We start from the raw sequence: 23,837 nt of genomic DNA, 5'->3' as shown, positions 1-23,837 counted from the left end.
CGTGCAAACGAGTCCGGATTTGCTTGGCTATATGCAGCGTATTCCTGCGGGCGGCCTACCTGATTTAGGCCCGCGGTGGTTGCAACAGCGCCCGGCTGAAACTGAACGCGTACATCGGCCCTTCTGAGGCGCGCAGCGCAGGTGTGGGCCAGTGCACGCGTAGGGGTACAACTATGGGCCGGGTAGGCAGCACGTAGGCGGCCATCACGCAGTCGTGGTGGCTGTGTAGGGGCAGCTTCTGGTGCTCTATGTTGTGCTGGGCCGAGTGCGCGTGCAGGTAGTGCGTCGTGTTGGGGCTATAGTGCAGCACCAGAAACTCGCTGAGCGACAAGCTGCCACCCGCCACGGTGTGGTGGTACTGGTAGTGGTCCAGCAGCTCGGGCAGCTTGGTCAGTTCCGACAAATCGTTCTGCGGAATCAGGCTGCCCAGTAGCATCAGCAACGCCAGGAAGAAAGCCAGCACGGATTTCATGCGGGCAAAGGTACGGCAGAAAGCCCGTTTGTGAGGCGGTTATCCGGATTATGCACTGGCACGCAATGCCGAAGGGCGTAACTGAGCTGGTTGTCGGTCATCTAGCTGCACTATGAAAGCTGGCGGCAGTCCAACTTCAGTGCAACTTTTGCGTAGGTTCACTCTGTCCCAAGGCTCATGGTTCTTGGGAAACTGCTACTATGCAAAAATCCCTTTTCCTGGGCAGCCTGCTGCTATTACTCGTATGGTGGCCGTCATCGGCTACTGCGTATTCGGTGCTCACGCACCAGGCCAACGTCGACTCGGCGTGGCGGCGCTGCCTGGTGCCGCTGCTGGCCAAGCGCTACCCCGGTGCTACCCCGAGGAGTGGAAATCGGCCAAGGCTTATGCTTACGGTGGATCTATTATTCAGGACATGGGCTACTACCCGTTCGGCTCCGAGTTGTTTACCAACCTGACGCATTACGTCCGCAGCGGCGACTTTGTGCAGAATATGCTCAACGAAGCGCACGACCGGGATGAATACGCTTTTGCCCTGGGGGCGCTGGCCCACTACGTGGCCGACATCAAAGGGCACTCTGAAGGCACCAACCGCGCCATGCCCTCTGTATATCCCGATCTGGCAGCTAAGTTTGGCAACTACATCACTTACGAGCAGGCGCCCATTCAGCATACGCAGCTGGAGTTTGCCTTTGATGTGGTGCAGCTGGCCGCCGGCCGCTACCGCTCCGATAAATACCACGACTTTATCGGCTTTCAGGTAGATAAAGACCTATTAGAGCGCGCTTTCCAGAAAACCTACGGCCTGGAGTTGGGCCAGATCGTGTTCAACGTAGACCTGAGCATCAGTGCTTACCGCTTCTCGGTGATGCAGCTGATTCCGACGGCCTCACGGGCGGCCTGGCATGCCGAGCGTAAGAATATCAAGAAGCTGGACAAGCGCGCCCGCCGCCGCGACTATGTGTACCACGTGAATCAGCGGGCATACCGCCGCGAGTTTGGTACCACCGATTTCGACAAGCCGGGTTTCGGGGCCAAAATCCTGTCGAAAGCAGTGCAGATACTGCCTAAAATTGGTCCGTTGCGGCCCTTTGCCTTCAAGCTGCCTACCCCCGAGGCGCAGAAGTTTTTCAAGGAGAGCTTTCAGGAGGTGATGGAGGATTACTGCAAGGTGCTGGCTACTACGCAAAACATGGCTGTCAGCAAAACTCCCGACCTGCCCAACTATGATTTCGATACGGGCCACGCCACCAAGTTGGGCGAGTACCCGCTGGCCGATGAAACGTACGGCGAGCTGATCCGCAAGCTGCACGATAAAAAGTTTGAAGGCATGACGCCCGAGTTGCGCCAAAGCATCCTGGCGTTCTTCTCCAACACGCCGCCCCAACCTCCCGCCGACGAAGACGAAAAGGAGAAGATCGAAAAAACCAAAGCCGCCTTGGCTGATTTGCGGGCGATGAAGTAAAGGGTAGGACGATAGGAGAGGGTGAAGGTAAAAAGCGTGTCATCCTGAGCGCAGCGAAGGACCTTCTCACGCATGAACGACGAACGTACCAACGACTCGTTCTGCTGTTATAAAGTCCTTCGCTGCGCTCAGGATGACACGCTTTTTATACTCCTCCTACCCCTCTTACTCTCACACCCTTCTACCCTTGCCTACTGCTCCTGCACCAAACCACTACTCAGGCGGCGCAACGCGGTTTCGGCTTGCTTGGCGTCGTAGCGGATATCGAGGAGGCGCACTTCAGCGTCGAGCTGGGTGCGTTGGGCTACGCGCAGATCCAGGGGCGTGAGCAGGCCCAGGCGGTAACGTTCCAGGGCAATGGCCACGTTTTGGCGAGCCAGCTTGATGTTGTCTTCCTCCAGCTGCAAGAGTTGCAAGCGGTTTTGGTAGCGCACGTAGGCCTGCTCCAGTTCGGTGTCTAGCTGAAGCTGAGTCTGATCTAGCTCCAGCCGGGTTTGCACCTCCGCTACCCGAGCGTTTTGCTCTAAGCGCGTGCGGTTGAACCCATCGAAAATTGGGATAGAGGCCGTAACGCCGTAGCCCGGCCCATACACGCGGTTGATGTTGGAACCCAGAAAGCTACCATCGGGCGTGTTGATAAAGATGGCGTTGTTGATGTTGCGCGTGAGGCCATAGCTACCCGTAAGCGCCAGGGTAGGGTAGCGGCTGGCCCGAATCAAGCGACGCTCGTAGGTGGCTACGTCGGTGTTCAAACGGGCCTGTTGCAAGCGCGGATTGCGTTGACGCACGGCCTGCACAATGGCATCGTGGTTGAGGCCACGGGTTACTACAATCGAATCGATAGGCTGAAAATCAACGCTAGGTGCCCGGCTGAGCAGGTTGTTTAAATTGATTTTAGCTGTAGCCAACAGTTCCTGCTGCTGAATAAGCAAGGATCGGTCGGCGTTGAAATCCACCTGGGCCGTGAGCAGATTTACTTTGGCCGTAAGCCCCACATCCACTTGCGCCTGCGTCAGATCGATACGTGCTTGCCCAATGTTCAAGGCCTCTTCCAGCGACTTAATCTTGCCTGACTCGCGCACCACAGCGTAGTAGGCGTCAGTAATATCAGCAACAGTTTGCTCCACTGTTGTGCGCGTCACTTCCCGCTGAAACTGCTCCAGCGTACGCAGCCTGTCCAGGGCGACAAACATGCCCAAGCCATCGAAAATCGTCCAGTTCAGATTAGCCGTAGCGGCCAAGGCGTTAGCACGCCCTCCGCGCACCACGCGCGGATCGTTTTCGTTGAGTTGCTGGCGGGAGTTGTTGATGTTGAACGTGCGCAGGGCGTTGCCATTAACTACTGGTAATTGACCAGCATTGCCGCGAGTCACGTTGTTGCTGGCTATTTCTTCGTCGCGCTGAGCCAGCAAGATGCCGTAGTTGCTTTGCAGGCCTAGCCGTAGTGCGTCTTCCAGAGAAAGCGGCGGTGCGGGCACTACGGTAGCAGGCTTTTCGGTTTGCGGCTTGGCTTCGGGTTTGGGAAGTTGCTGGGCCACCGCCACGCTGGTCAGCAACAGAAAAGAAGTGAAAAGAAAATGGAAACGGGCAGCGGACAACATGCAGGGTAGGAGAGGAGAACGAATGGGTAAGAATAGGCGGAGGCCTGCTAACGGAAATCTATGCCGGTTGTAGCTCACGCTGCTGCTCGGAGGGTAGGGGCTGCTCCTCCGAGGTATCGGCACCAGAGGTAGGCTTGTGCTTGCGGGCCGTGGCAAAGTAGGAGTACATCACCGGCACCACATACAGCGTGAGGATGGTGGCGAACAGCAAACCGCCTACTACCCCAATACCCATGGCCCGGCGGCTGAACGCGCCTGCGCCCGTGGCCACGGCAATAGGCAGAATGCCTAGCACGGCGCACAGCGAAGTCATCAGGATAGGACGGAAGCGAGCCGTGGCCCCTTCCACAAGGCCCGTCATATAATCAAGGCCGTGCTCTACGCGCTGGTTGGCAAACTCCACAATCAGGATACCGTTCTTCGTCACCAGCCCTACCAGCATGATAATGCCGATCTGCGAGAATAGGTTGAGTGTCTGGTTGAAGTACCACAAGCTCAGCAACGCACCCGCCAACGCCAGCGGTACCGTAATCATAATAATGCCAGGGTCACGGAAACTCTCAAACTGCGCGGCCAGAATCAGGTAGATCAGTACCAGCGCCAGCCCGAAGGCAAAGAGCAGCGACGAAGAGCTTTCCTCAAAGTCGCGGGAAGCGCCCGACAGGGCCGTGCTGAACGAGTCGTCCAGCGTTTTGTCGGCAATGCGACGCATGGCAGCAATGCCGTCGCCCAGGGTCTTGTTGGGGCTGAGCGCCGCCGATATGGTAGCCGCATTGTAGCGGTTGTAGCGGTAGAGCTGGGGCGGCGTGCTCTGCTCTTCTAGCCGAATCACGTTGTCGAGCTGCACTAGCTTACCCTCGCGGTTTTTCACATAGAGCGTGCGCACGTCCAGGGGCTGGTTGCGGTCTTCGCGCGCTACCTGCCCAATAATCTGGTACTGTTTGCTGTCTTTGATGAAGTAACCATAGCGCGCTCCGCTAAGGCCGGCTTGCAGCGTCTGCGAAATATCCTGCACCGACACGCCCAGGCTCTGCGCCTTCTCGCGGTCGATAATCACGCGCAACTCGGGCTTACTGAACTTCAGGTTCACGTCCACGAAGCTGAAGGTAGGGTCTTGGCGGGCCGCATCCAGAAACTTTGGTACCGCTTCGCGCAGCTTCTCGAAGTTCTGGGTTTGCAACACAAACTGTACCGGCAAGCCCCCGCCGCTATTACCAATACTCTGGTCCTGCGACACGGAAGTGCGGCCATTGGTGAGCTGCTTCACGCTGAGGGTCAGCTTGTCGGCCAATTGTTGCTGACTCATGGGGCGGTTTTCGGCGTCCACCAGCAGGATGCGGGCAATACCGGTATTCACCACGCCCGCGCCACCGCCACCGCTCGGAGCCGTCACGGTCAGCACATTGTCTAGGTTTTCGTTGCCCACCGAGTCGATAATCATTTTCGTGAGCTGATTCATGTAGGTGGTCATGTACTCAAACGACGCACCCTCCGGGCCGGTGGCATTCACGTTGATGCGGTTTCGGTCTTCTATCGGCGCCAGCTCGGAGGGTAGGGCACCCATGAAAAACCAAATACCTACCCCCGTACCTACTACCATCAGCCAGGCCAGATAGCGGTTGCGTAGAAAAGCCTCCAGGCTGTGGCGGTAGCCGTTGGTCAGGCGCTCGAAGAAGGGCTCTGTCTTACGGTAAAACCAGTTGTGGCTTTCCTGACGCTTCAAAATCTGCGAGCACATCATAGGCGTGAGCGTCAGCGACACAAATGCCGAAATCAATACCGAGCCCGCCAGCACAATCCCAAACTCACGGAACAAGCGCCCCGTGATACCCTCCAGGAAAATAACGGGTAGGAATACCGCCGCCAGCACCACCGTGGTGGATACCACGGCCATCAGAATCTCCTCCGAACCCTTGATGGCCGCTTCCCGCGGGTCGTCGCCTGCCTCTATGCGGGAGTAGATGTTTTCCAATACCACAATGGCGTCGTCTACTACCAGGCTGATAGCCAGTACAATAGCTAGCAGGGTGAGTACATTGATGGAAAAATCCAGCAGGTACATGATAAAGAAAATCCCTACCAGGGACACCGGAATGGCCACCACCGGAATAATAGTGGAGCGGAAGTCGCGCAGGAACAGGAAAATCACGACTACTACCAGCACGAAGGCCTCGATAATCGTGTGTTCTACTTCGCCAATAGAAGCCCGGATGAAGATGGAGTTGTCGAAACCAGTGCTCAGCTTCAGGTCTTCGGGTAAGTCCTTTTTGTATTGCTCAATGCGCCGGTTAAACTCGTTCGCAATTTCAATCTGGTTGGAGCCCGGCTGCGGTACCGCGTTGATGCCTACCATCGGAAAGCCGTTGCGCGCCAGCGACGACTGGTCGTTTTCGGGGTATAGCTCGGCCGTACCCACATCGGACAGCCGCACCAGCGCGGTGGGGTCGTTGCGCAGAATCAGGTTGTTGAAGTCCTCTACCGAGTAGAGTCGGCCCATAGTGCGCAACGTGAGCTGGGTGGCTTCACCCTGCACGGCACCGCCAGGCAGCTCCACGTTTTCGCGGCGCAGAGCCGTTTGCACGTCCACCGGCGAAACGCCTAGTGCGGCCATTTTCACGGGGTCTAACCACAGGCGCATGGAGTATTTACGCTCGCCCCACACTCTCACCTCACTCACGCCCGGGATGGTTTGCAGTCGTTCGCGCAGCACGTTGTTGGCGTAGTCAGTCAGCTCCAGTAGGCTGCGCTTGCTGCTGCTAAGGTACACCAATACAATGGGTTGCGAGTCGGCATTGGCCTTGCTCACGGTGGGCGGGTCCACGTCGTCGGGTAGGCGCCGTTGGGCCGCTGAGACCTTGTCGCGCACGTCGTTGGCGGCGGCTTCCAAGTTGGCGTCCAGGTCAAACTCTACGCTGATCTGCGAGCGGCCATCGCGGGAGGTAGAGGTCAGGTTGCGGATACCCGCAATACCGTTGATGCCCTCCTCCAGGGGCTCCGTAATCTGCGACTGAATCACGTCGGCCGACGCACCAGTGTACGTCGTCGACACCGAAATAAACGGCGGGTCAACGCTCGGGTATTCCCGGATGCTGAGGTAGCGAAATCCGATAACGCCAAAAATCACGATGAGCAAGCTCATCACGATGGCCAGAACCGGACGGTTGATACTGGTGGAAGATAAACTCATGGGTGGTAGGGGACAAAAAGAACGACACTCCCCTCCTCAGCTGAGGAGGGGATGCCGCCGCTTTAGCGGCGGCTGGGGTGGTTGGTTCGTTGCTGATGTTGTTTATAGAGCAGTACTAACTATATGATTATCTGTTTGGTGGTGTTCGTGCCGAATAAGCAACATCAGCAACGAGCCAACCACCCCAGCTTTGGCTGAAGCCAAAGCGTCCCCTCAGCTGAGGAGGGGAGTTGTCGTTCTATTTTTGCACGGCCACTTTATCGCCGGCCTTCACTTGTAAAATGCCAGTTCGGATTAGCGAGTCGCCCACAGCCAAGCCGTCGGTGATTTCGATAAGCTTATCGGAGCGATTACCAATCTTCACTTTGCGCGACTCCGCTTTACCGTTTTTCACCACATATACTGTGTAACCACTCGCATCCGGAATGACGGCTTCGGTGGGGATTTGCAGGGCCTCGGTGGTGGCGCCCAGTTGCAAATTCACCTTCACGAAGGCGCCGGGACGCAACTCATCTTTCGCGTTGGAGTAGAGCGCCCGCACCTGCAACGTGCGCGAAACAGGATCAATCTGAGGGTTGATAGCGTATACTTTCGCCTGGTATTTCTTGGTCGTTGCTTCATCGGTCACGGTCACCGGGTCGCCTACCTTCACAGCGTTGGAAAAACGGCTGGGTACGGCAAAATCAACCTTCACAGGACGGATGCGGGAAAGCGTGGTAATCTGCGTGCCGGGGCTCACGTAAGTGCCTACCGTGGCAGTCGTCAGCCCCAATACGCCGCTGAAGGGTGCCCGCACGTAGGCTTTGGCCAAGGCAGCGCGTAGCGCCTGCTCGTCGGCACGGGCCGTGAGCAGCAGATTGTTGGTCTGCTCATACTCCTGGGCGCTGATGTATTCTTTCTCCAACAGCGTGCGCTGGCGCTGTTCTTGGTCCTGGTACAGTTTCAGGTTGAAAGCCTGCCGCTTCAGATTGGCCTGAATCTCGTCGGCGTTGATGGTGAACAGCAATTGGCCTTTCTTCACCGGCTGGCCTTCCTTGATGTTGAGGCTGGTAATCTTACCCGAAATCTCACTCTGAATAACCACCGACTCATCGGCCAGCACCGAGCCTGTGGTGGCTACCACGTTGGAAAGACTGGTGGCTGCCACTGGATATACTTGTACGGGGGTGCGGCCACCAGCTTTGCTACCCGCTGCTTTTCCGCCGCCTTTGCCCCCCTTGCCGCCCGCATCAGGCGCCGGGAAATAGCGATACTTCACAAAAACCAGCGCGCCTATCACGGCCAGAGCGATGACAATACCTAAGATTCGCCGACCGGGGCTGGTCGTCGGGGTGGTTTCTACTTCCTCTCGCTCCTGCGTTTGCATGTAATAAAGGCGTGATTACTAATACGTAAGCGTGAATAGTGCTGGCTAGCAATCCATCACAACGACAGGTAGGGCATTAGAGTTTACTAGGAAACTGTTTCTCTGCGCTACCTACTGTTGTTAAGACACAAGAAAAGCCCGCGAGTTGCAGGCTTTTCGAGGAATGAGAACAGTTTGCGTTGCTTTTTGAGAAGCAATTTTGTCAACTGTTCAGCTGATTTGTTATTACTACTTTATGCAGGCAGACGAGTCATTGCAGTGCAAAGTAGTATAGAGCATCAAGTTGGCTCGCGTTCTACAAGTGGTGCTGCGCCGTACCTTTATACCCTATGACCGGTCCCAAGAATCCAACCGAAGCACAGCGCAATTTTTTTCAGGATGTGCACGAAGTAGTGCGCTTGGTGCCACCCGGCCGCGTGACTACCTACGGCGCCATTGCCAACTACCTGGGCGCGCGCCACGGCGCACGCATGGTGGGCTGGGCCATGATGGCCGCCCACACGGCCCGGCAGCCAGTGCCCGCGCACCGCGTCATCAACCGGCTGGGGCTACTCACGGGCCGGCAGCACTTCGCTACCCCCACGGCTATGCAAGAGGCACTAGAGGCTGAAGGTGTGCGGGTGGTAGAAGACCAGGTGCAAAACTTTCGGGAGCTGTTTTGGGACCCCGCCACGGAGCTGGAGTAAATAAACAAAGTGTCTGGTCAGCTATTTATAACTACTAATCGACAAGCAGCAAGAAAGCATGACCAAGCAACGCATTGCCGTGGATATGGACGAGGTAATTGCCGACTCCATCGCCCGCTTCCAAGAGTGGTACCTTCGGGATTATCAGCTGGAGCTAACCCTCGATCAGCTGCAAGGCAAAAGCGCCTACCAAGCCGTGGCACTCGAGCACCAGCCCATCATCCGCGACTACGTGAACCAAGAGGGCTTCTTCCGCGACCTGCCCGTTATCAAAGACAGCCAGCAGGTATTGCGTGCCTTATCGGAGCGCTACGAGCTATTTATTGCCACAGCGGCCATGGAGTTTCCCAACTGCTTCCGCGATAAATACGACTGGCTGCAACAGCACTTCCCGTTCATCCCGTGGTCCAACTACGTCTTCTGTGGCGATAAAAGCATCCTCAACGCCGACTACCTCATCGACGACAACGCCTTTAATTTCGAGCGTTTTCGGGGCGAGGGTATCCTGTTCAACGCCCCGCACAACATCCACGAAACCGGCTACCGCCGCGTGCACAGCTGGCAGGAGGTAGGGGAGCTGTTGCTGTGAGAGTAGGGTAGGAGAAGGTAAGAGGTAAAAGAAGAACGTCATGCTGAGCTTGTCGAAGCATCTCGCGTGTTCCCATTAATTTCCTGACGATTGGATTAGTGGGAGCACGCGAGATGCTTCGACAAGCTCAGCATGACGTTCTGTTTTTTCTGATTTCCTGCCCTACACCGAAGCCAATTGTGCCTGAATAGCGCGGCGGTAGCAATCCTCATACATCGGCACAATCTTGCCTACCTCAAACTCCTCGGCACGGGCTAGGGCGGCAGCCTTGAAGCGGGGTAGGTTTTCGTCTTGCAGAATGAACAAGGCCTGCTTCACCATGTCCGGCACGTCGCCAATTTCGCTCACGGTGCCGGTCACGCCGTGAATATTCAGTTCGGGAATGCCGCCGGCATTGGTGCTCAGCACAGGCACTTCGCAGGCCATAGCCTCCAGCGCCGCTAAGCCGAAGCTTTCTTTTTCGGAAGGCATCAGGAATAAGTCCGTCACGCTCAGAACCTCTTCCACGGCTTCCAGCTTGCCCAAGAAGCGCACGTCCTGATGGTGCTCCAACTCCCGCACAATTTTCTCGATGCGGGGGCGGTCGGGGCCGTCGCCTACCAATAGCAGCTTGGCGGGTATCTGCTCGCGCACACCGGCAAAGATGCGCACCACGTCCTCCACGCGCTTCACCGAGCGGAAGTTGGATGTATGCGTTAGTAGCTTCTCGCCATTGGGCGCAATGGCCGCCCGGAAATGCTCCTTGTTCTGCTTCTTGAAGCGCTCCAAGTTGATGAAGTTCGGAATCACCTCAATGTCCTTCTCGATGGCAAAATACTCGTACGTCTCCCGGCGCAAATCAGCCGATACGGCCGTCACGCCGTCGCTCTGGTTGATGCTGAACGTGACCACCGGCTCGTAGCTGGCATCTTTGCCTACCAGCGTGATATCAGTGCCGTGCAGGGTAGTGACTACGGGCACCCGGATGCCGCGCGTGAGCAAAATCTGCTTGGCCATATACGCCGCCGAGGCGTGCGGAATGGCGTAGTGCACGTGTAGTACATCCAGCTTTTCATTCTGCACAATGTCTACCATCTTACTGGCCAGTGCCAGTTCATAGGGCGGAAACTGAAACAGGGGGTAGGGCGGAATATATACCTCGTGGTAGAATAGATTTTCGTTGAAAAAATCGAGGCGTACGGGCTGGCTGTAGGTGATGAAGTGCACCCGGTGGCCCTTTAGCGCCAGGGCCTTGCCTAGCTCGGTGGCTACCACGCCGGAGCCGCCAAAAGTGGGGTAACAAACAATGCCGATGTTCATAGGGTAGGGCGGGCAGAGGCGCAAGGAACTGCGCGGATGGTGGAAGGGGAGTCAGTAAAATAAGAACCGGATAAGGCCGGCTGGTTGCAGATGTCGCAAGCAAAACCGGCGGCCTACCACCTAAAACAGGTGCCGGGCCGCCGGATGCGGAGCTACTCAGAAGAAAATGCAATCAGCCAACAGCTCATGTCTTTTGCAGTGCTTTATAGATAACGTCGTGAATGCGCGTGCGAATGTTGTATTGCACCAGTTTGCGGTTGCTGGCGTCGGGGTACACGCGATTAGAAAGAAAGATATATACGATTTTGTTTTCGGGGTCGAGCCACACGCAAGTGCCTGTGAAGCCTGTGTGCCCAAACGTGCTGGCCGGCGACAGGTTGGATGTCGGCCCCGATTCCTTCTCAGGTGTGCCTTTGTCCCAGCCCAGGGCCCGACGGTTGCCGGCCACGCCACTGGTACGCACAAAGTCCGTCACCACGGGTGTGCGGAAGTAGCGGGCACCACCGTAGTTGCCGTTCTGCAAGTCCATCTGCATCAGAATAGCCAGGTCGTTGGCATTCGAAAACAAACCCGCATGCCCTGCAATGCCGCCCACCAGCGCCGCCGACTGATCGTGCACATTGCCCTGCAACTGCGCGTGGCGGTAGTAGTTGTCATTCTCAGTGGGCGCAATGCAGGATTTGGGGAAGCGGTTGAGCGGATTGTACGTCATCGACCCCAGCCCCAGCGGTTTATAAAAGGTAGCGTCCAGGAAGTCCTCAATGGGCTGCTTCAAAATACGCTCGCACAGGTGCTTCATGATAATGAAGCTCAAGTCGCTGTATTCCACCGGATATTTGCCCTTCACCTTGGGCAGTAGCGCCGAGTTGATGGTCCAGGTCCACACCGAGTCGTCGGCGGTTTTCACGCTGTACAGCGCGGGCGTGACTTCATTAGGATACTGCGCGGTGCTAGTGGTAGCGTAGTAGGCAGGCTTGGGTCCGGCGCTGGTCACGGTTTTCTCCCAAGTGGCAATGCCCGGTTTCAGGCCGGCCTGGTGCAGCAGCACGTCGCGCACCAGCATGTCGCGCTTGTTGCTGTTGCGTAGCTCAGGCAGGTAGGTAGAGAGCTTGGCATCTAGGTCGAGCTTGCCCTGATCCTTCAGATACATCACAGCCTGTAGAGTGCCAGCTACTTTGGTCACGGAGGCCAAGTCGTAGAGCGTGCTATTGCTCACGGCCTGCTCCTTATTGTAGGTGTAATAGCCGTAGCTTTTATCGAATACCACGGCGCCGTTTTTGGCTACCAATACCTGGCAACCAGGGGCGGCCGCGTAGGCTACCGTTTCAAGCGCAATATTGTCGATTTGGGCCAGTACCTTCGAGTCTAGGCCTTCGCTTTCGGGGGTAGTGTAGCGCAAGCGGCGCAGGTCGGGGGTAGGCAGCCCCACACCTGCCTTTAGGGTAGGCGACACCGTTACGGGCAACTGGCCTTTGGCCGGCAACGCCCCAAATAGCACTTGCGGTACTACTAGCTGCGAAGCGTAGTTGTCTTCGTAACCGCATACCAGCGTGCGAGCGTCTTCCAAATATTTCAGCGAATAAGCATTACCCATGGCTACCACCACCACTTTCAGGCGCGGATTGGCTTGCAAGCGCTTGATGAATTTCAGGGTGCCGTCGCCTAGCCCGTAGTTGTGGGTAGGCGTGTTATTCATGTTGTGCAGGCTCACCACCACCGTGTTGTAGGGTGTGAGGCGGGTAAGCACCCGCTCGAAGGTAGAGTCGGGCGCGTAGCGGTTGCTGATGGCGTACACCGGCCCAGCTTGGTACTTATTCATAGTAGCGCCAAACACACTGCCGGCCGGCGCGCCCACTGTGATGGTGGCAATGCGCAACGTATCCAGGCGCTGTAAGGGTAGGAGGTCATCCTGGTTTTTGGCTACGGTGGTGGCGTGCTCGTAGATCTGCTGCTGCACGGTGCGGGCCGCGGGGCGGTCCAGGTTTTGCATCAGGTTGGGCACATCCACGGGCTGGTAGCGGTTGAGGCCGGCCCAGAACTTGGCCCGCAGAATCTTGCGCACCCGTTGGTCGATGTCTTCCTGCTGAATCTTACCCGCCGCCACGGCTTCCTTGATCTTTTGCAGGGCCATGGGCACATCCTCGGAGAACAGCAGCACGTCGTTGCCGGCCACCAGGGCCATGGCGTCTACCTCTCCGGGTTTGTAGTAGCTGGTCACGCCCTTCATGTTGAGCGCATCCGTGAAGACCAAGCCCTTGTAGTTCATCTTTTGCTTCAGCAGGCCCGTCACCAGATTAGGCGAGAGGGTAGCCGAGAGCGTGCGCACGGTATCAAACAGCGGCATATACAAGTGCCCGACCATCACGCCCATCACCCCCTTCTCGAAGGCCTTCTGAAAAGGGTAGAGGTCGACGCTGGTGAGCCGCGCCATGTCGGTGTTGATAACGGGTAGAGCTACGTGCGAATCGGTATCGGTGTCGCCGTGGCCGGGAAAATGCTTGGCTACGGCCACCACGCCGTGGTCCTGCAAGCCGCTGATGTAGGCCAGCCCGGCTTTGGCTACGCGGTCCTTGTCTTCCCCAAACGAGCGGTTGCCGATTACCGGGTTCGAGGGATTGGAATTCACATCAATCACCGGCGAGAAGCTTACCTGTACGCCTAGGGTCTTGAGCATTAGGGCAATTTCGCGGCCCATCTGGTATACGTACCGGTCGTCGTCCATGGCGCCCAGGGTCATTTCCTTGGCGAAGTGCATGGTCGAGTCGAGGCGCATGTCGAGGCCCCATTCGGCATCGAGGGCAATGAGCAGAGGTACTTTGGCTTCGGCCTGGTAGCGGTTGGTAAGGATGGCCTGCCGGCGCGGGCCGCCCTGCAAAAACATTAGCCCACCCACATTGTAGTTCTTCACCAACGCATCAATGCCCTGCACGTGGCGGCGGTCCTTGTTGGAATAGGCGGCCACCATAAACAGTTGGCCCATGCGCTGATCGGGCGTGAGCGAGTTGAACACGCTATCCACCCAATTCTGCTCAGCTAGGGAGGTAGGGGCTGCTTCGCGGGCCGTACGCGGGGCGGCCGCCGAAATCATCAGCCCAATAAACGCCACGAAAACCAGCAGAAGTTGAATGCGAAAATCCTTGAGCATGGGCGCCGTGGGGTGCGTCTGAAACAGGCGTAAAGTTGAAACCGAGCGGAAATAGCCCTACTTTTGTTAACCGCACGGACCGACCAAATAGGCCTTTTGCGCACCAGTGCTATGGTGCTCAAGCTGCTGCAAAAAGCTGCGGCAACCCGCTAGGGTAGCAAAAGCTAACCACAAACTTACGGATAATTTTGCCTTGCCGGTTGTGGCCAAGACCGTGCCTTTCTTCTTTTTAACTCGCAAACTCTTCTTCCCGCCCCGCGGTTTCTGAGGAATGGCAGATATCATTCAGTTGCTTCCCGAATACTTGGCCAACCAGATTGCCGCCGGCGAGGTGGTACAGCGTCCGGCCTCAGTGGTGAAGGAACTGCTCGAAAACGCCGTGGACGCCGGTGCCACGCAAGTACAGCTCATCATCAAAGACGCCGGCAAACAGCTGGTGCAGGTAGTCGACAACGGCCTGGGCATGTCGCCCACCGATGCGCGCATGAGCCTGGAGCGTCACGCTACCAGCAAGATTCGCTCGACGGAGGACTTGTTCAAAATTCGGACGCTGGGTTTCCGGGGCGAGGCGCTGGCCAGCATAGCAGCCGTGTCGCAGCTGGAACTGCGTACTAAGCCGCGCCAGCAGGAAACCGGTACGCTCTTGCTGGTAGAGGGCTCTAGTATCAGCAGTCAGCAGCCCGTGGCCTGCCCCGACGGTACCAGCATCAGCGTGAAGAACCTGTTCTTCAATGTGCCAGCGCGACGCAACTTCCTCAAAAGCAATGCGGTGGAGATGCGCCACATTCTGGACGAGTTTCAGCACGTGGCGCTGGCTAACCCACAAATTGGGTTTTCTCTGCATCAAAATGAGCTAGAGGTGTTCAACCTGCCGGCTGGCAAGCTCAGCCAGCGTATTGTGGCCCTGCTAGGCAACGGCTACAAGGAACAGTTGGCGCAGGTGGAGGAAGTTACGCCGTTTCTGGCCGTGCGCGGCTATATCGGTAAGCCGGCTTCGGCCAAGAAAAGTAGGGGCGACCAGTTTTTCTTCGTCAACAACCGCTTCATCCGTTCGGCCTACCTCAATCACGCCGTGCTGGCTGCCTACGAAGGCTTGCTCCCCCGCGACACGCATCCCTTTTATGTACTGTTTCTGGAGCTGGACCCTAAGACCATCGACATCAACGTGCACCCCACCAAGACGGAAATCAAGTTCGAGGACGAGAAGACCGTCTACGCCATTGTGCGCTCGGCCGTGAAGCAGTCGTTGGGTATTCATAACATGGCGCCCTCACTGGATTTTGAGGGCGATGTGAATTTTGCCCCTATCCAGCCGTTGCGCGTGTCGCCGGCTACCCCCAGCACACCCAACCGCTTCGACGACGCCCGTCGCCCCGACGCGCTGGCTGCTGCCGCCAGTGGAGCTGCCAGTCAGGTGCGCCAGCCAACTTCCAAAACGGATAAGCCAACCGACTACGAGCGGCCCCTACCCCCACGCCCCACCGAGCAGGCCAAGCGCGACCTGGAGGACTTTTATAAGTCGCTGGGGAAACTGTCGGCGGCCGACTTGGAAGGTGAGGCCCCGGCCGCACCCAAACCCAGGGGCAGTGCTGCTGCTACCGATATGGCGGATTTTCTCGCCGCCATGCCGCCCAAAGCACCGGCCCAGCCGCCAGTGGAAGCCAATCCCGAGCTACCTCTGCGCGAAACGGCCAACGGCCCCGGCAACCGGGTGCTGCAAGTGCATCAGCAGTATTTGCTGGTGCCCGTGAAATCGGGGGTGATGCTGATTGACCAGGTAGCGGCCCGCGAGCGAATCCTGTTTGAGCAGTATGCCCAAGCGTTGGAGCGCGAGGGCGGCGCCTCGCAAACGCTACTGTTTCCACGCACCGTCACGTTTTCGCCCCAAGATTTTGCGGTGTTGCGGGAGGTGACCGATGCTCTACACGCGTTGGGCTTTCGTTTCACGGAGTTCGGCAAGTTTACGGTGGCTGTGGAAGGCATTCCAGCCGATGTGCCCGCCCGCGACGAGCAAGCGCTGCTAGAGGGTCTCATCGAGCAGTTTCGGACCCACGCCGGCCCTGTGAAGCTCGACCGGCGTGAGCAGGTAGCCCGCGCCCTGGCACGCCGCGTGGCCAGCAGCGCTGCCACTGCCCGCCTTTCCGATCTGGAAATGAACGCCCTAGCCGACCGACTCTTTGCTTGTCAGGTACCCGGCTACACCCCCGACGGCCGCCGTACCCTGGTGTTGCTGGAACTCAACCAGATTCAGGACTTTTTTCGTAAGCCGTAGGTCATGAATGAAATTCGTCTGTCGCCATCTCACTCCGACTGGTCGTCCTGAGCTTGCGAAGGACCTTATCAAGCAAGAACAAGTTGTTATTACGCAAGTCGTTCTGCGGATATAAGGTCCTTCGCAAGCTCAGGACGACCAGTCGGAGTGAGATGCCAGAATTCTATCTAACCTACATCACTTCCCTACCTTCTTTCGATGTTCAACCTCACCCCGGCCGTCCGGAATATCCTGCTGCTCAACGTGCTTATGTTCGTAGCGCAGCAAGTGCTCGGCGACCAAACTATTATGCTGGCGCTGTTCCCAGTGGGTTCGCCCAACTACCAGCCGTGGCAGTTTCTGACATACATGTTTATGCACGGTGGTGTGATGCACATCCTGTTTAACATGTTCGCGCTTATCAGCTTCGGGCCTTTGCTGGAAATGCAGTGGGGCGCCAACCGCTTCCTGACTTTCTGGTTGATTTGTGGGGTAGGGGCCGGCGTGCTGTATTCGGGGGTGCGCTATTATGAGCTAGATAAGATGAACCAAGCGCGGATAGAGTTTCGCCAAGACCCTAGCCCCGGCAACTATGCCGATTTCTTCCGGGCCTACCTTCCCGAAGCTCCTTATCAGCAGAATGCGCAAATCTTAAAGCAGAGCCCTACTCCCGCCAATATTGCCCAAGCCACTCAAAACCTGGACGATGTTTTCAACCAGAGCTTCAACGTGCCCATGCTCGGCGCGTCGGGCGCAATTTTCGGGATTCTGATGGCGTTTGCCTACCTGTTCCCGAACACAGAGTTAATGCTCTTGTTTATTCCGTTTCCGGTGAAGGCCAAGTACATGGTATTTGGCTACGCGGCCTTCGAGCTGTTCCAGGGCGTGCACCGCGTGCCGGGCGACACAGTGGCACACTTCGCTCATTTGGGTGGAATGTTGATTGGCTTCATTGTGTTGAAAATTTGGGAGCGAAGCCGCGGCCAGTTTTATTGAGTTGCAAGTTACCGGTTGTGAGTTGCCGGTATCGAAACAGCGCAACCCGCAACTCGCAATGTATCAATTCGCAACTCCTCTTCTATGAGCATCTTTAACGATATTCGGACTGCTTTCAACCGTCGCGACAACTCGCTGAATCAGCTGTTGCTGATTAATGGATTGGTATTTTTGATAATTAAGATTGTCAAAATAATATTATCATTTAGTAAACAACCTTATTACGGTGATATTATTGAACAATTAGCGCTGCCAGCTAATACCGATTTATTAATGTATCGCCCATGGACATTATTAACTTATGCTTTCTTACATGAAGACTTTTTTCATATTCTTTTCAATTTGTTGAACTTGTATTGGTTTGGAGCGCTAATACGAGAGTATTTAGGCGAGCGTAAAGTAGTGAGTCTATATATTTTAGGGGCTTTAGCAGGTGCTGCTCTCTTTTTAATCGGTTACAATTTTATTCCAAGCTTACAAACTTCTAGGCCGCTTTTAGAAGGAGCTTCTGGAGCAGTAGTTGCTATCATTGTAGGAGCTGCTACTTTGTTGCCTAATTATGAGTTTAACTTAATTCTTATCGGTCCAGTACGAATTAAATACATTGCGTTAGCTCTAGTAATAATTTTTTTAATCGGTCTTGATGGAGGAAATACTGGTGGCCAGATGGCCCACCTTGGCGGCGCTATCTTAGGCTTCGTCTTCATCAAGCAGTTGCAAGCCGGGCGTGACATGGGACGACCCATCCTTGCCATCGGCGACTGGGTAGGGGGCTTGTTTACGGGGCGGCCCAACCTGCGCGTGTCGCACCGCAACCGCGCTACCGTGCCGCCTACCACCAAGGCCCGCACCGGCACCACCCAACCCGACGCCGACGACATCGACTCCATTCTGGATAAGATTTCGCGCTCCGGCTACGAGAGCCTGTCGAAAGAGGAAAAGCAAAAGCTGTTCCGGGCAAGTCAGCAATAAGGAAATAGCAATACAGCAGTCGGGCCGGCTGGAACACGTTTTTGCACGTGCTCCAGCCGGCCCAACTATTTGAATAACAGGTCTCAGGCTTAGAGCGCCGACGCTCCGAGCATAGGAAACTGGCGCTGGTGCCAGTAGGGGTAGGTAGGTGTGGTGTCGCTCACGGCGTCGAGGCGGGCTACTTGCTCTGGCGTGAGGTTCCAGTCGGTGGCGTCCAGGTTCTGACGCAGCTGCTCCTCGTTGCGAGCCCCCACGACTAGGTTCACAACGGTAGGGCGCTGCAACAGCCAGTTGAGTGCAACCTGGGCCACGGTTTTCTCGGTTTCTGCCGCTACCTCGTCTAGCACATCCACAATGGCAAACAGGCGCTCATCGGGCACCTGCGGACCTTGGCCGCCGCCCTGTGCCAGTCGGCTACCCTCGGGTAGGGGCTGGCCACGGCGGATTTTACCGCTCAGCAGCCCCGCCGACAACGGACTCCATACCAGGGTTCCTACCCCCTGGTCGAGGCCCAGCGGCATCAGCTCCCACTCAAACTCGCGGTGGAGCAGCGAGTAGTATACTTGGTGCCCCACATAGCGTGCCCACCCGTGCCGCTCCGATACAGACATGGACTTCATCAAATGCCAGCCCGAAAAATTGGAGCAGGCAATGTAGCGCACCTTGCCGCTTTGCACCAGCGTATCGAGCGTGCGCAGCGTTTCGTCTACCGGCGTATGTGCGTCAAAGCCGTGCATGTGGTAAATATCGATGTAGTCGGTGCGCAGGCGGCGTAGCGAATCTTCGCAGGCGCGCACCAGGTGCTGGCGCGATGAGCCATACTCCTGCGGACCTTCGCCCATCGGGAAGGTAGCCTTGGTAGATATCAGCGTTTCGTGGCGACGGCCCTCCAGCACCTTGCCCAGAATTTCTTCCGCCGCACCTAGCGAGTACACGTTGGCCGTGTCGAACAAATTGGCGCCGGCTTCCAGGCAAATGTCAACAAGCTTCCGAGCTTCTTCTACCTGCGTAGTACCCCAGGGTTTGAAGAATTCGGTGCTTCCGCCGAAAGTAGCTGTGCCAAAGCTCAGTACCGGAATGCGCAGGCCCGAAGCTCCTAGCTGACGATGTTCCATACGTATGCAAGAATTTAGGGTGAGAAATACCGTGTGTAGCGGCTGCCACTTGGGTAGCCTATTGTGCAGAACAACCAACCGGCCAGGCCGAAGTTTTGATGATGGTACTGATGGAACAATGACTATAGGCTGTTATGCTGAGCTTGTCGAAGCGTCTCCACTTTAAGTAATTGATTTACTATCTGTAGAGATGCTTCGACAAGCTCAGCATGACAGCCTGATTAATCACAAACGGGCCGCCCTGCATCTGCAGGGCGGCCCGTTTTGGGGTAGGTTACTAACTATCCTTACGCGTTAGTTTGACTCATTTTATCCAGCGCGTCCATCACTTCTTTCACGTGGCCGCGAGAGGTTTCCAGTAGCGCTTTTTCCTCGTCGTTGAGTTGCAACTCAATCACTTTCTCGATGCCGTTTTTGCCGAGAATGACCGGCGCACCCAAGTACACACCATCGATGCCATACTCGCCTTCCAGCTTGATGCACACGGGGAATACGCGGCGCTGGTCGCGCACAATGGCTTCTACCATCTGAGCCGCCGCTGCGCCGGGTGCATACCAAGCCGAGGTACCCATGAGCTTCACCAGCTCGCCGCCGCCTTGGGCCGTGCGCTGCACAATGGCGTCTAGTTCCTCTTTGCCAATCAGTTCTGTAACAGGTATGCCGCCCACAGTGGTGTAGCGGGGTAGGGGCACCATGGTGTCGCCGTGGCCGCCCATCAGCACCGCCTGAATGTCTTTGGGGCTAACGTTCAGGGCCTCAGCCAAGAAGGCGCGGTAACGGGCTGTGTCCAGGATACCGGCCATGCCAAACACCTTCGTGCGGTCTTTGCCGGAAGTGAGGTGGGCTTGGTAGGTCATCACGTCGAGCGGGTTACTCACGATGATGATGATGGCGTTGGGCGAATACTTCACCACTTGCTCTGTCACCGATTTTACGATGCCGGCGTTGGTCGAAATCAGGTCGTCGCGGCTCATGCCGGGCTTGCGGGGTAGGCCAGAGGTAATCACCACCACATCGGAGTCGGCGGTGCGCGAGTAGTCGCCCGTTACGCCCACGGTACGGGTATCGTAGCCAATAATGGGGGCTTTCTGCCAGATATCAAGCGCCTTGCCTTCGGCGAAGCCTTCCTTGATATCAACCAGTACTACTTCATTGGCAATTTCGCGGGTGGCAAGTACATCGGCGCAGGTTGCGCCCACGTTGCCAGCCCCAACTACGGTAACTTTCATCAGTGAATACGTTGAGTGGGTAGGAAATGCGATACGCGTAAATGTAACCGAAAACCCCGAACGCTGCACAGTAACGATAGGTATTGGCCGAAATCGTATTGCGTTTCGTCAGATTCGGCAACGATGGGCGCGTGCAACGCGCCTCTACATTCGCTGCACGGCCAGCACGCTCTGCGTCTCCTCCGTCACCTTAAACCGGTCATCCGGCCGCAAGCCAATCACCCAGGCAATCTTACCGTCGCCGGATACCAGCACGCGCACGTCGTCCTTCAGGTTCAGTGGGATTTTCTGGTCGATGAGGAAATCCGAGAGCTTCTTTTTGCCTTTCATACCGATGGGCATAAACCAGTCGCCCTCCTGCCAGCGCCGCACCACCAGCGGAAACTTCAGCTTATCGGCATCTAGGGCCGCTTGGTTTTTGGCGCGGGGTAGGGCAAAATCCTCGGCCTCGTGCAGCGCCAGCCGCAGGTGCAGCCCGTCGATTTTCAGCGTCTCCTGCCCGGCGGCTATCTGGTGCGTGCCGAAGTTGCCGAGGTTGCGGCGCGTAATCACCAGCTGGTCGCGGTCCTTCACCAAGCGGTGGGTAGGCGAGTCGAACTGCCGGCCCGGCTCAGCGCCGAACGCCGCCACAATATCCTTCACCACGAGGTAGGAAAACCCAAACGGCCGCAGCAGTTCGTGCAGCACCAGTGCCGTGGCCGCCGTGCGTTGCAGCGTGTCAATACGCAGGTAGGTTACTTCATTTTCGGTGCGTTGGGCTTCGGCAGCCGTGTCCTGCACGTAGCGGCGCACAATTTCCTCGGCCCCGCCTACCCGCTCGGCGGTGATTTGCAGAGTCTGGTCGAGGTTGGGGTTGATGTCGCGCAGCACCGGCAGCACCTCCTGGCGCAGGCGGTTGCGTTGGTACACAGGCGAGTCGTTGCTGGCATCTTCGCGCCAGATCAAGCGGTTTTCCACCAGATAATCAAACAAGGCGGGTTTGTCGATGGGTAGGAGGGGGCGCACCACGTGGCCGCTTTTGGCCGGAATGCCGTGCAAACCCGCCAAGCCGGTACCGTGCGTGAGGTTGAGCAGCATGGTTTCGGCGGCATCGCGCTGGTGGTGGGCCGTAGCGATGCAGGTGTAGCCCTCACGTTGGCGCACCTGCTCAAACCACGTGTAGCGCAAAGCGCGGGCGGCCATCTGCGTCGAAATGCCTTCCTGCTGGGCAAATGCTTTGGTCTGAAAGAACTCCGCGAAGTAGGGCGCTTCGTACTGCTTAGCCAGCTTGCGCACAAACTGCTCGTCGGCGTCAGCCTCGTCGCCACGTAGGCCGAAGTGGCAGTGCGCTACCGCTATTTGTACACCCAGGCGGTGCAGCACGTCGAGTAGGACTACCGAGTCCTGCCCACCGCTCACGGCCACAAGCACGGTATCGGTAGTAGGGGAGAAAAGATTATTATCGAGGATGAACTGACGAATCTGGTCGAGCATGGGGAGTGGGGTAGGGAACCGGAGCTTTAGAGCAGTCCTATCCGTCATCCTGAGCTTGCGAAGGACCTTTTCACGTTGAACGAGTCATAATAACGATTATCGCTCATGCGTGATAAGGTCCTTCGCTCCGCTCAGGATGACAATGATGTTCTGTAGAAGCAACAAAAAAGCACTATTCTACAAAGATGACCGTTAGCAACCGACCTTCCGTACCTTTGCGCCGAAATGTCGTTCCCGAAATCCGTTTTTCTCTTTTTTCTGCTCTTGGCGCCCTTTTTTAGCTGGGCGCAGCGCCCGGCTACGCCGGCCGGCCGGCCGGCTGCAAGCAGTAAGAACCCGCCTGTGGAGCTATTGGGTACCGACCAGTTTGTGGGGGGCGAGTTCAACGGCGTGAAAATCCGCAAACTGCTAGGCAACGTGCGCTTCAAGCAAGGCACTACGCTGCTTTTCTGCGACTCGGCCTACCAGTATATGGAACGTAATACGGTGGATGCGTTCAGCAACGTGCGCATCGTGCAGAACGACACCGTGACCATCACCGGCGAGAAGGGTTTCTACGACGGCAACGCCCGAACGGCCCGCATGACCGGCAACGTGGTGATGCGCGACCCGCGCATGACGCTCACCACCAGCTTACTCGACTACGACCTGACCCGCAACCTGGCCTACTACAGCACCGGCGGCCACCTGCAGGACCCCGAAAACACGCTCGATAGTCAGTTTGGCTACTACAATACCGAAAGCAAAGTATTCAGCTTCCGACGCAACGTGCACGTGGTCACGAAAAGCAACGAGATACGCAGCGACACCTTGCAGTACAATACCATGTCGAAGGTGGTGTATTTCTTCGGGCCTACTCGTATCGTCGACAAGCTGAACCGCACGCTCTACGCCGAAAACGGCACGTATAATACCATCACAAAAGTGGCTGACTTTCAAAAGAATGCCAAAATAGAAACGCCTGACTACCTGCTGGGCGGCGACAAGCTGGTATACGATGAAAACACCAGCTATGGCATTGCTACCGGCCATGTGTCCATGACGTCCAAGAAAGACAACCTTGTCATTCGGGGCGACGTGGGGCGGTACTGGCGGGCGCTAGGCAAAGCCAAAGTGTACGGCTCACCCGTGATGCGCAACATCTCCGGCAACGACACGCTGTATCTAGCCGGCGATACCCTGATGAGTGTGGAGGGTAGGCCGGCACCGCCGCCACCGCCGCGCCCCAAGCCGGGTGTGCGTTTTCAAACTACCGCCCCGTTGCCGCCTACCCAAAAGCAGCTTAACGCCAGCGTGCTGTATGCCTACCCTAGGGCCCGCATCTATCGCAGCGACCTGCAAGGTGCCTGCGACTCGCTAACCTACGACCGGCAGGATTCGGTTATCTACCTCAACAGGAAGCCTATTCTGTGGCAGGAGCAAAATCAGCTCACATCTGACAGCATGGAAATCCGGCTGCGCAACGGCAAGATTGACCAGATGCGCCTGTACGCCAACGCATTTAGCATTGCCGAGGATACGCTGCTCAACTACAACCAGGTGAAGGGCCGCAACATGGTGGCCTACTTCGCAGACAGCAAACTGAAAAAAATTACGGTGCTTGGCAACGCCGAGAGCCTCTACTTTGCTCTTGATGGTGATACTGCCCTCACGGGCATGAACAAGGCTGTGGGCGCCTCGATGGCGTTGCGCTTCACAGAGGGCAAAAAAGCTCCCAAAGTCACTTATTATACTAATCCCGATGCCAGCTTCATTCCGCCCCACGAGCTAAAGGATGAGGACCGCAAGCTGAAAGGCTTTCAGTGGCGCATCACGGAACGGCCTACCCGCCAGCAAGTGTTAGGGCAGCAGTTTGGGACGCCTGCCAAGCCGAAAGCTAAAGCGAAGCCCAAGTCTAAAAAAACAAAAACGGCCCCCAAAGCCCGGCCAGTAGCCCCCAGCCGCAAGGCGCCGGTAGCCACCGGCAAACCCGCTTCCCGGTAAGTACCTCG

General features: G+C 56.8%; 16 protein-coding genes. 7 read left to right on the top strand and 9 right to left on the bottom strand.

The genetic code is table 11. The features are described from left to right. Positions 1-64 precede the first annotated feature (64 nt). On the bottom strand, positions 65-472 hold the full coding sequence (locus MUN82_RS13165) for a hypothetical protein (RefSeq protein WP_245091102.1): 408 nt from the start codon (positions 470-472) through the stop codon (positions 65-67). A 244-nt stretch (positions 473-716) separates the two neighbouring features. On the opposite strand from MUN82_RS13165, the gene MUN82_RS13160 reads away from it, so the two are divergent. Further along, the gene (locus MUN82_RS13160; protein WP_245091101.1) at positions 717-1,937 is read left to right on the top strand and encodes a zinc dependent phospholipase C family protein; all 1,221 of its coding nucleotides are present in this window, start codon (positions 717-719) and stop codon (positions 1,935-1,937) included. Positions 1,938-2,128: 191 nt separating this feature from the next. Here MUN82_RS13160 and MUN82_RS13155 read toward each other — a convergent pair whose 3' ends face one another. The 3 genes from MUN82_RS13155 to MUN82_RS13145 all read right to left on the bottom strand — a co-directional run bounded on the left by MUN82_RS13155 (position 2,129) and on the right by MUN82_RS13145 (position 8,091). Beyond that, a complete protein-coding gene (locus MUN82_RS13155) occupies positions 2,129-3,538 on the bottom strand; it encodes a TolC family protein (RefSeq protein WP_245091100.1) in 1,410 nt (469 codons plus the stop codon). A gap of 58 nt (positions 3,539-3,596) precedes the next feature. Further along, positions 3,597-6,725, bottom strand: a complete 3,129-nt coding sequence (locus tag MUN82_RS13150) for an efflux RND transporter permease subunit (protein WP_245091099.1) — start codon at positions 6,723-6,725, stop codon at positions 3,597-3,599. A gap of 238 nt (positions 6,726-6,963) precedes the next feature. Next, complete coding sequence (locus tag MUN82_RS13145; RefSeq protein ID WP_245091098.1) at positions 6,964-8,091, bottom strand: efflux RND transporter periplasmic adaptor subunit; 1,128 nt, start codon at positions 8,089-8,091, stop codon at positions 6,964-6,966. A gap of 329 nt (positions 8,092-8,420) precedes the next feature. Between MUN82_RS13145 and MUN82_RS13140 the strand changes: the two genes are divergently transcribed. Together MUN82_RS13140 and MUN82_RS13135 are read left to right on the top strand one after the other, a co-directional pair. Continuing rightward, the gene (locus MUN82_RS13140) at positions 8,421-8,777 is read left to right on the top strand and encodes an MGMT family protein (RefSeq protein ID WP_245091097.1); all 357 of its coding nucleotides are present in this window, start codon (positions 8,421-8,423) and stop codon (positions 8,775-8,777) included. A 58-nt stretch (positions 8,778-8,835) separates the two neighbouring features. Beyond that, on the top strand, positions 8,836-9,366 hold the full coding sequence (locus MUN82_RS13135) for a 5' nucleotidase, NT5C type (protein WP_245091096.1): 531 nt from the start codon (positions 8,836-8,838) through the stop codon (positions 9,364-9,366). A gap of 162 nt (positions 9,367-9,528) precedes the next feature. Here the strand turns inward: MUN82_RS13135 and bshA are convergent, their stop codons facing one another. Beyond that, entirely contained in the window at positions 9,529-10,665 is a 1,137-nt protein-coding gene (bshA, locus tag MUN82_RS13130) for an N-acetyl-alpha-D-glucosaminyl L-malate synthase BshA (RefSeq protein WP_245091095.1), read from the bottom strand. A 184-nt stretch (positions 10,666-10,849) separates the two neighbouring features. Next, entirely contained in the window at positions 10,850-13,810 is a 2,961-nt protein-coding gene (locus tag MUN82_RS13125; RefSeq protein ID WP_245091094.1) for a serine hydrolase domain-containing protein, read from the bottom strand. Between the two features lie 271 nt (positions 13,811-14,081). Here MUN82_RS13125 and mutL point away from each other — a divergent pair, with 271 nt between their 5' ends. The 3 genes from mutL to MUN82_RS13110 all read left to right on the top strand — a co-directional run bounded on the left by mutL (position 14,082) and on the right by MUN82_RS13110 (position 18,029). After that, positions 14,082-16,082, top strand: a complete 2,001-nt coding sequence (gene mutL, locus MUN82_RS13120) for a DNA mismatch repair endonuclease MutL (protein WP_245091093.1) — start codon at positions 14,082-14,084, stop codon at positions 16,080-16,082. A 198-nt stretch (positions 16,083-16,280) separates the two neighbouring features. Continuing rightward, the gene (locus MUN82_RS13115; RefSeq protein WP_245091092.1) at positions 16,281-17,057 is read left to right on the top strand and encodes a rhomboid family intramembrane serine protease; all 777 of its coding nucleotides are present in this window, start codon (positions 16,281-16,283) and stop codon (positions 17,055-17,057) included. 84 nt (positions 17,058-17,141) lie between these two features. After that, positions 17,142-18,029, top strand: coding sequence for a rhomboid family protein (locus tag MUN82_RS13110; RefSeq protein ID WP_245091091.1), 888 nt, complete (start codon positions 17,142-17,144; stop codon positions 18,027-18,029). Positions 18,030-18,118: 89 nt separating this feature from the next. Here the strand turns inward: MUN82_RS13110 and MUN82_RS13105 are convergent, their stop codons facing one another. The 3 genes from MUN82_RS13105 to tilS form a co-directional block, all read right to left on the bottom strand. Further along, positions 18,119-19,144, bottom strand: coding sequence for an aldo/keto reductase (locus tag MUN82_RS13105; RefSeq protein WP_245091089.1), 1,026 nt, complete (start codon positions 19,142-19,144; stop codon positions 18,119-18,121). A gap of 287 nt (positions 19,145-19,431) precedes the next feature. Continuing rightward, entirely contained in the window at positions 19,432-20,373 is a 942-nt protein-coding gene (gene mdh / locus MUN82_RS13100) for a malate dehydrogenase (protein ID WP_245091087.1), read from the bottom strand. A gap of 144 nt (positions 20,374-20,517) precedes the next feature. After that, complete coding sequence (tilS, locus tag MUN82_RS13095; protein ID WP_245091085.1) at positions 20,518-21,846, bottom strand: tRNA lysidine(34) synthetase TilS; 1,329 nt, start codon at positions 21,844-21,846, stop codon at positions 20,518-20,520. Positions 21,847-22,071: 225 nt separating this feature from the next. Here tilS and MUN82_RS13090 point away from each other — a divergent pair, with 225 nt between their 5' ends. Then, entirely contained in the window at positions 22,072-23,829 is a 1,758-nt protein-coding gene (locus MUN82_RS13090) for an OstA-like protein (protein ID WP_245091083.1), read from the top strand. The last annotated feature ends 8 nt before the right edge of the window (positions 23,830-23,837 follow it).

It is taken from the genome of Hymenobacter aerilatus (assembly GCF_022921095.1).
In the GTDB taxonomy this organism is placed as follows: Bacteria; Bacteroidota; Bacteroidia; order Cytophagales; family Hymenobacteraceae; genus Hymenobacter; species Hymenobacter aerilatus.
The sequence above is the reverse complement of the archived record's forward strand: the minus strand, read 5'-3'. Positions and strand labels throughout refer to the sequence as shown.

Coding starts and splice junctions, on each gene's coding strand:
- MUN82_RS13165 (WP_245091102.1), bottom strand. CDS start 472: ATGAAATCCGTGCTGGCTTTCTTCCTGGCGTTGCTGATGCTACTGGGC.
- MUN82_RS13160 (WP_245091101.1), top strand. CDS start 717: ATGGTGGCCGTCATCGGCTACTGCGTATTCGGTGCTCACGCACCAGGC.
- MUN82_RS13155 (WP_245091100.1), bottom strand. CDS start 3,538: ATGTTGTCCGCTGCCCGTTTCCATTTTCTTTTCACTTCTTTTCTGTTG.
- MUN82_RS13150 (WP_245091099.1), bottom strand. CDS start 6,725: ATGAGTTTATCTTCCACCAGTATCAACCGTCCGGTTCTGGCCATCGTG.
- MUN82_RS13145 (WP_245091098.1), bottom strand. CDS start 8,091: ATGCAAACGCAGGAGCGAGAGGAAGTAGAAACCACCCCGACGACCAGC.
- MUN82_RS13140 (WP_245091097.1), top strand. CDS start 8,421: ATGACCGGTCCCAAGAATCCAACCGAAGCACAGCGCAATTTTTTTCAG.
- MUN82_RS13135 (WP_245091096.1), top strand. CDS start 8,836: ATGACCAAGCAACGCATTGCCGTGGATATGGACGAGGTAATTGCCGAC.
- bshA (WP_245091095.1), bottom strand. CDS start 10,665: ATGAACATCGGCATTGTTTGTTACCCCACTTTTGGCGGCTCCGGCGTG.
- MUN82_RS13125 (WP_245091094.1), bottom strand. CDS start 13,810: ATGCTCAAGGATTTTCGCATTCAACTTCTGCTGGTTTTCGTGGCGTTT.
- mutL (WP_245091093.1), top strand. CDS start 14,082: ATGGCAGATATCATTCAGTTGCTTCCCGAATACTTGGCCAACCAGATT.
- MUN82_RS13115 (WP_245091092.1), top strand. CDS start 16,281: ATGTTCAACCTCACCCCGGCCGTCCGGAATATCCTGCTGCTCAACGTG.
- MUN82_RS13110 (WP_245091091.1), top strand. CDS start 17,142: ATGAGCATCTTTAACGATATTCGGACTGCTTTCAACCGTCGCGACAAC.
- MUN82_RS13105 (WP_245091089.1), bottom strand. CDS start 19,144: ATGGAACATCGTCAGCTAGGAGCTTCGGGCCTGCGCATTCCGGTACTG.
- mdh (WP_245091087.1), bottom strand. CDS start 20,373: ATGAAAGTTACCGTAGTTGGGGCTGGCAACGTGGGCGCAACCTGCGCC.
- tilS (WP_245091085.1), bottom strand. CDS start 21,846: ATGCTCGACCAGATTCGTCAGTTCATCCTCGATAATAATCTTTTCTCC.
- MUN82_RS13090 (WP_245091083.1), top strand. CDS start 22,072: ATGTCGTTCCCGAAATCCGTTTTTCTCTTTTTTCTGCTCTTGGCGCCC.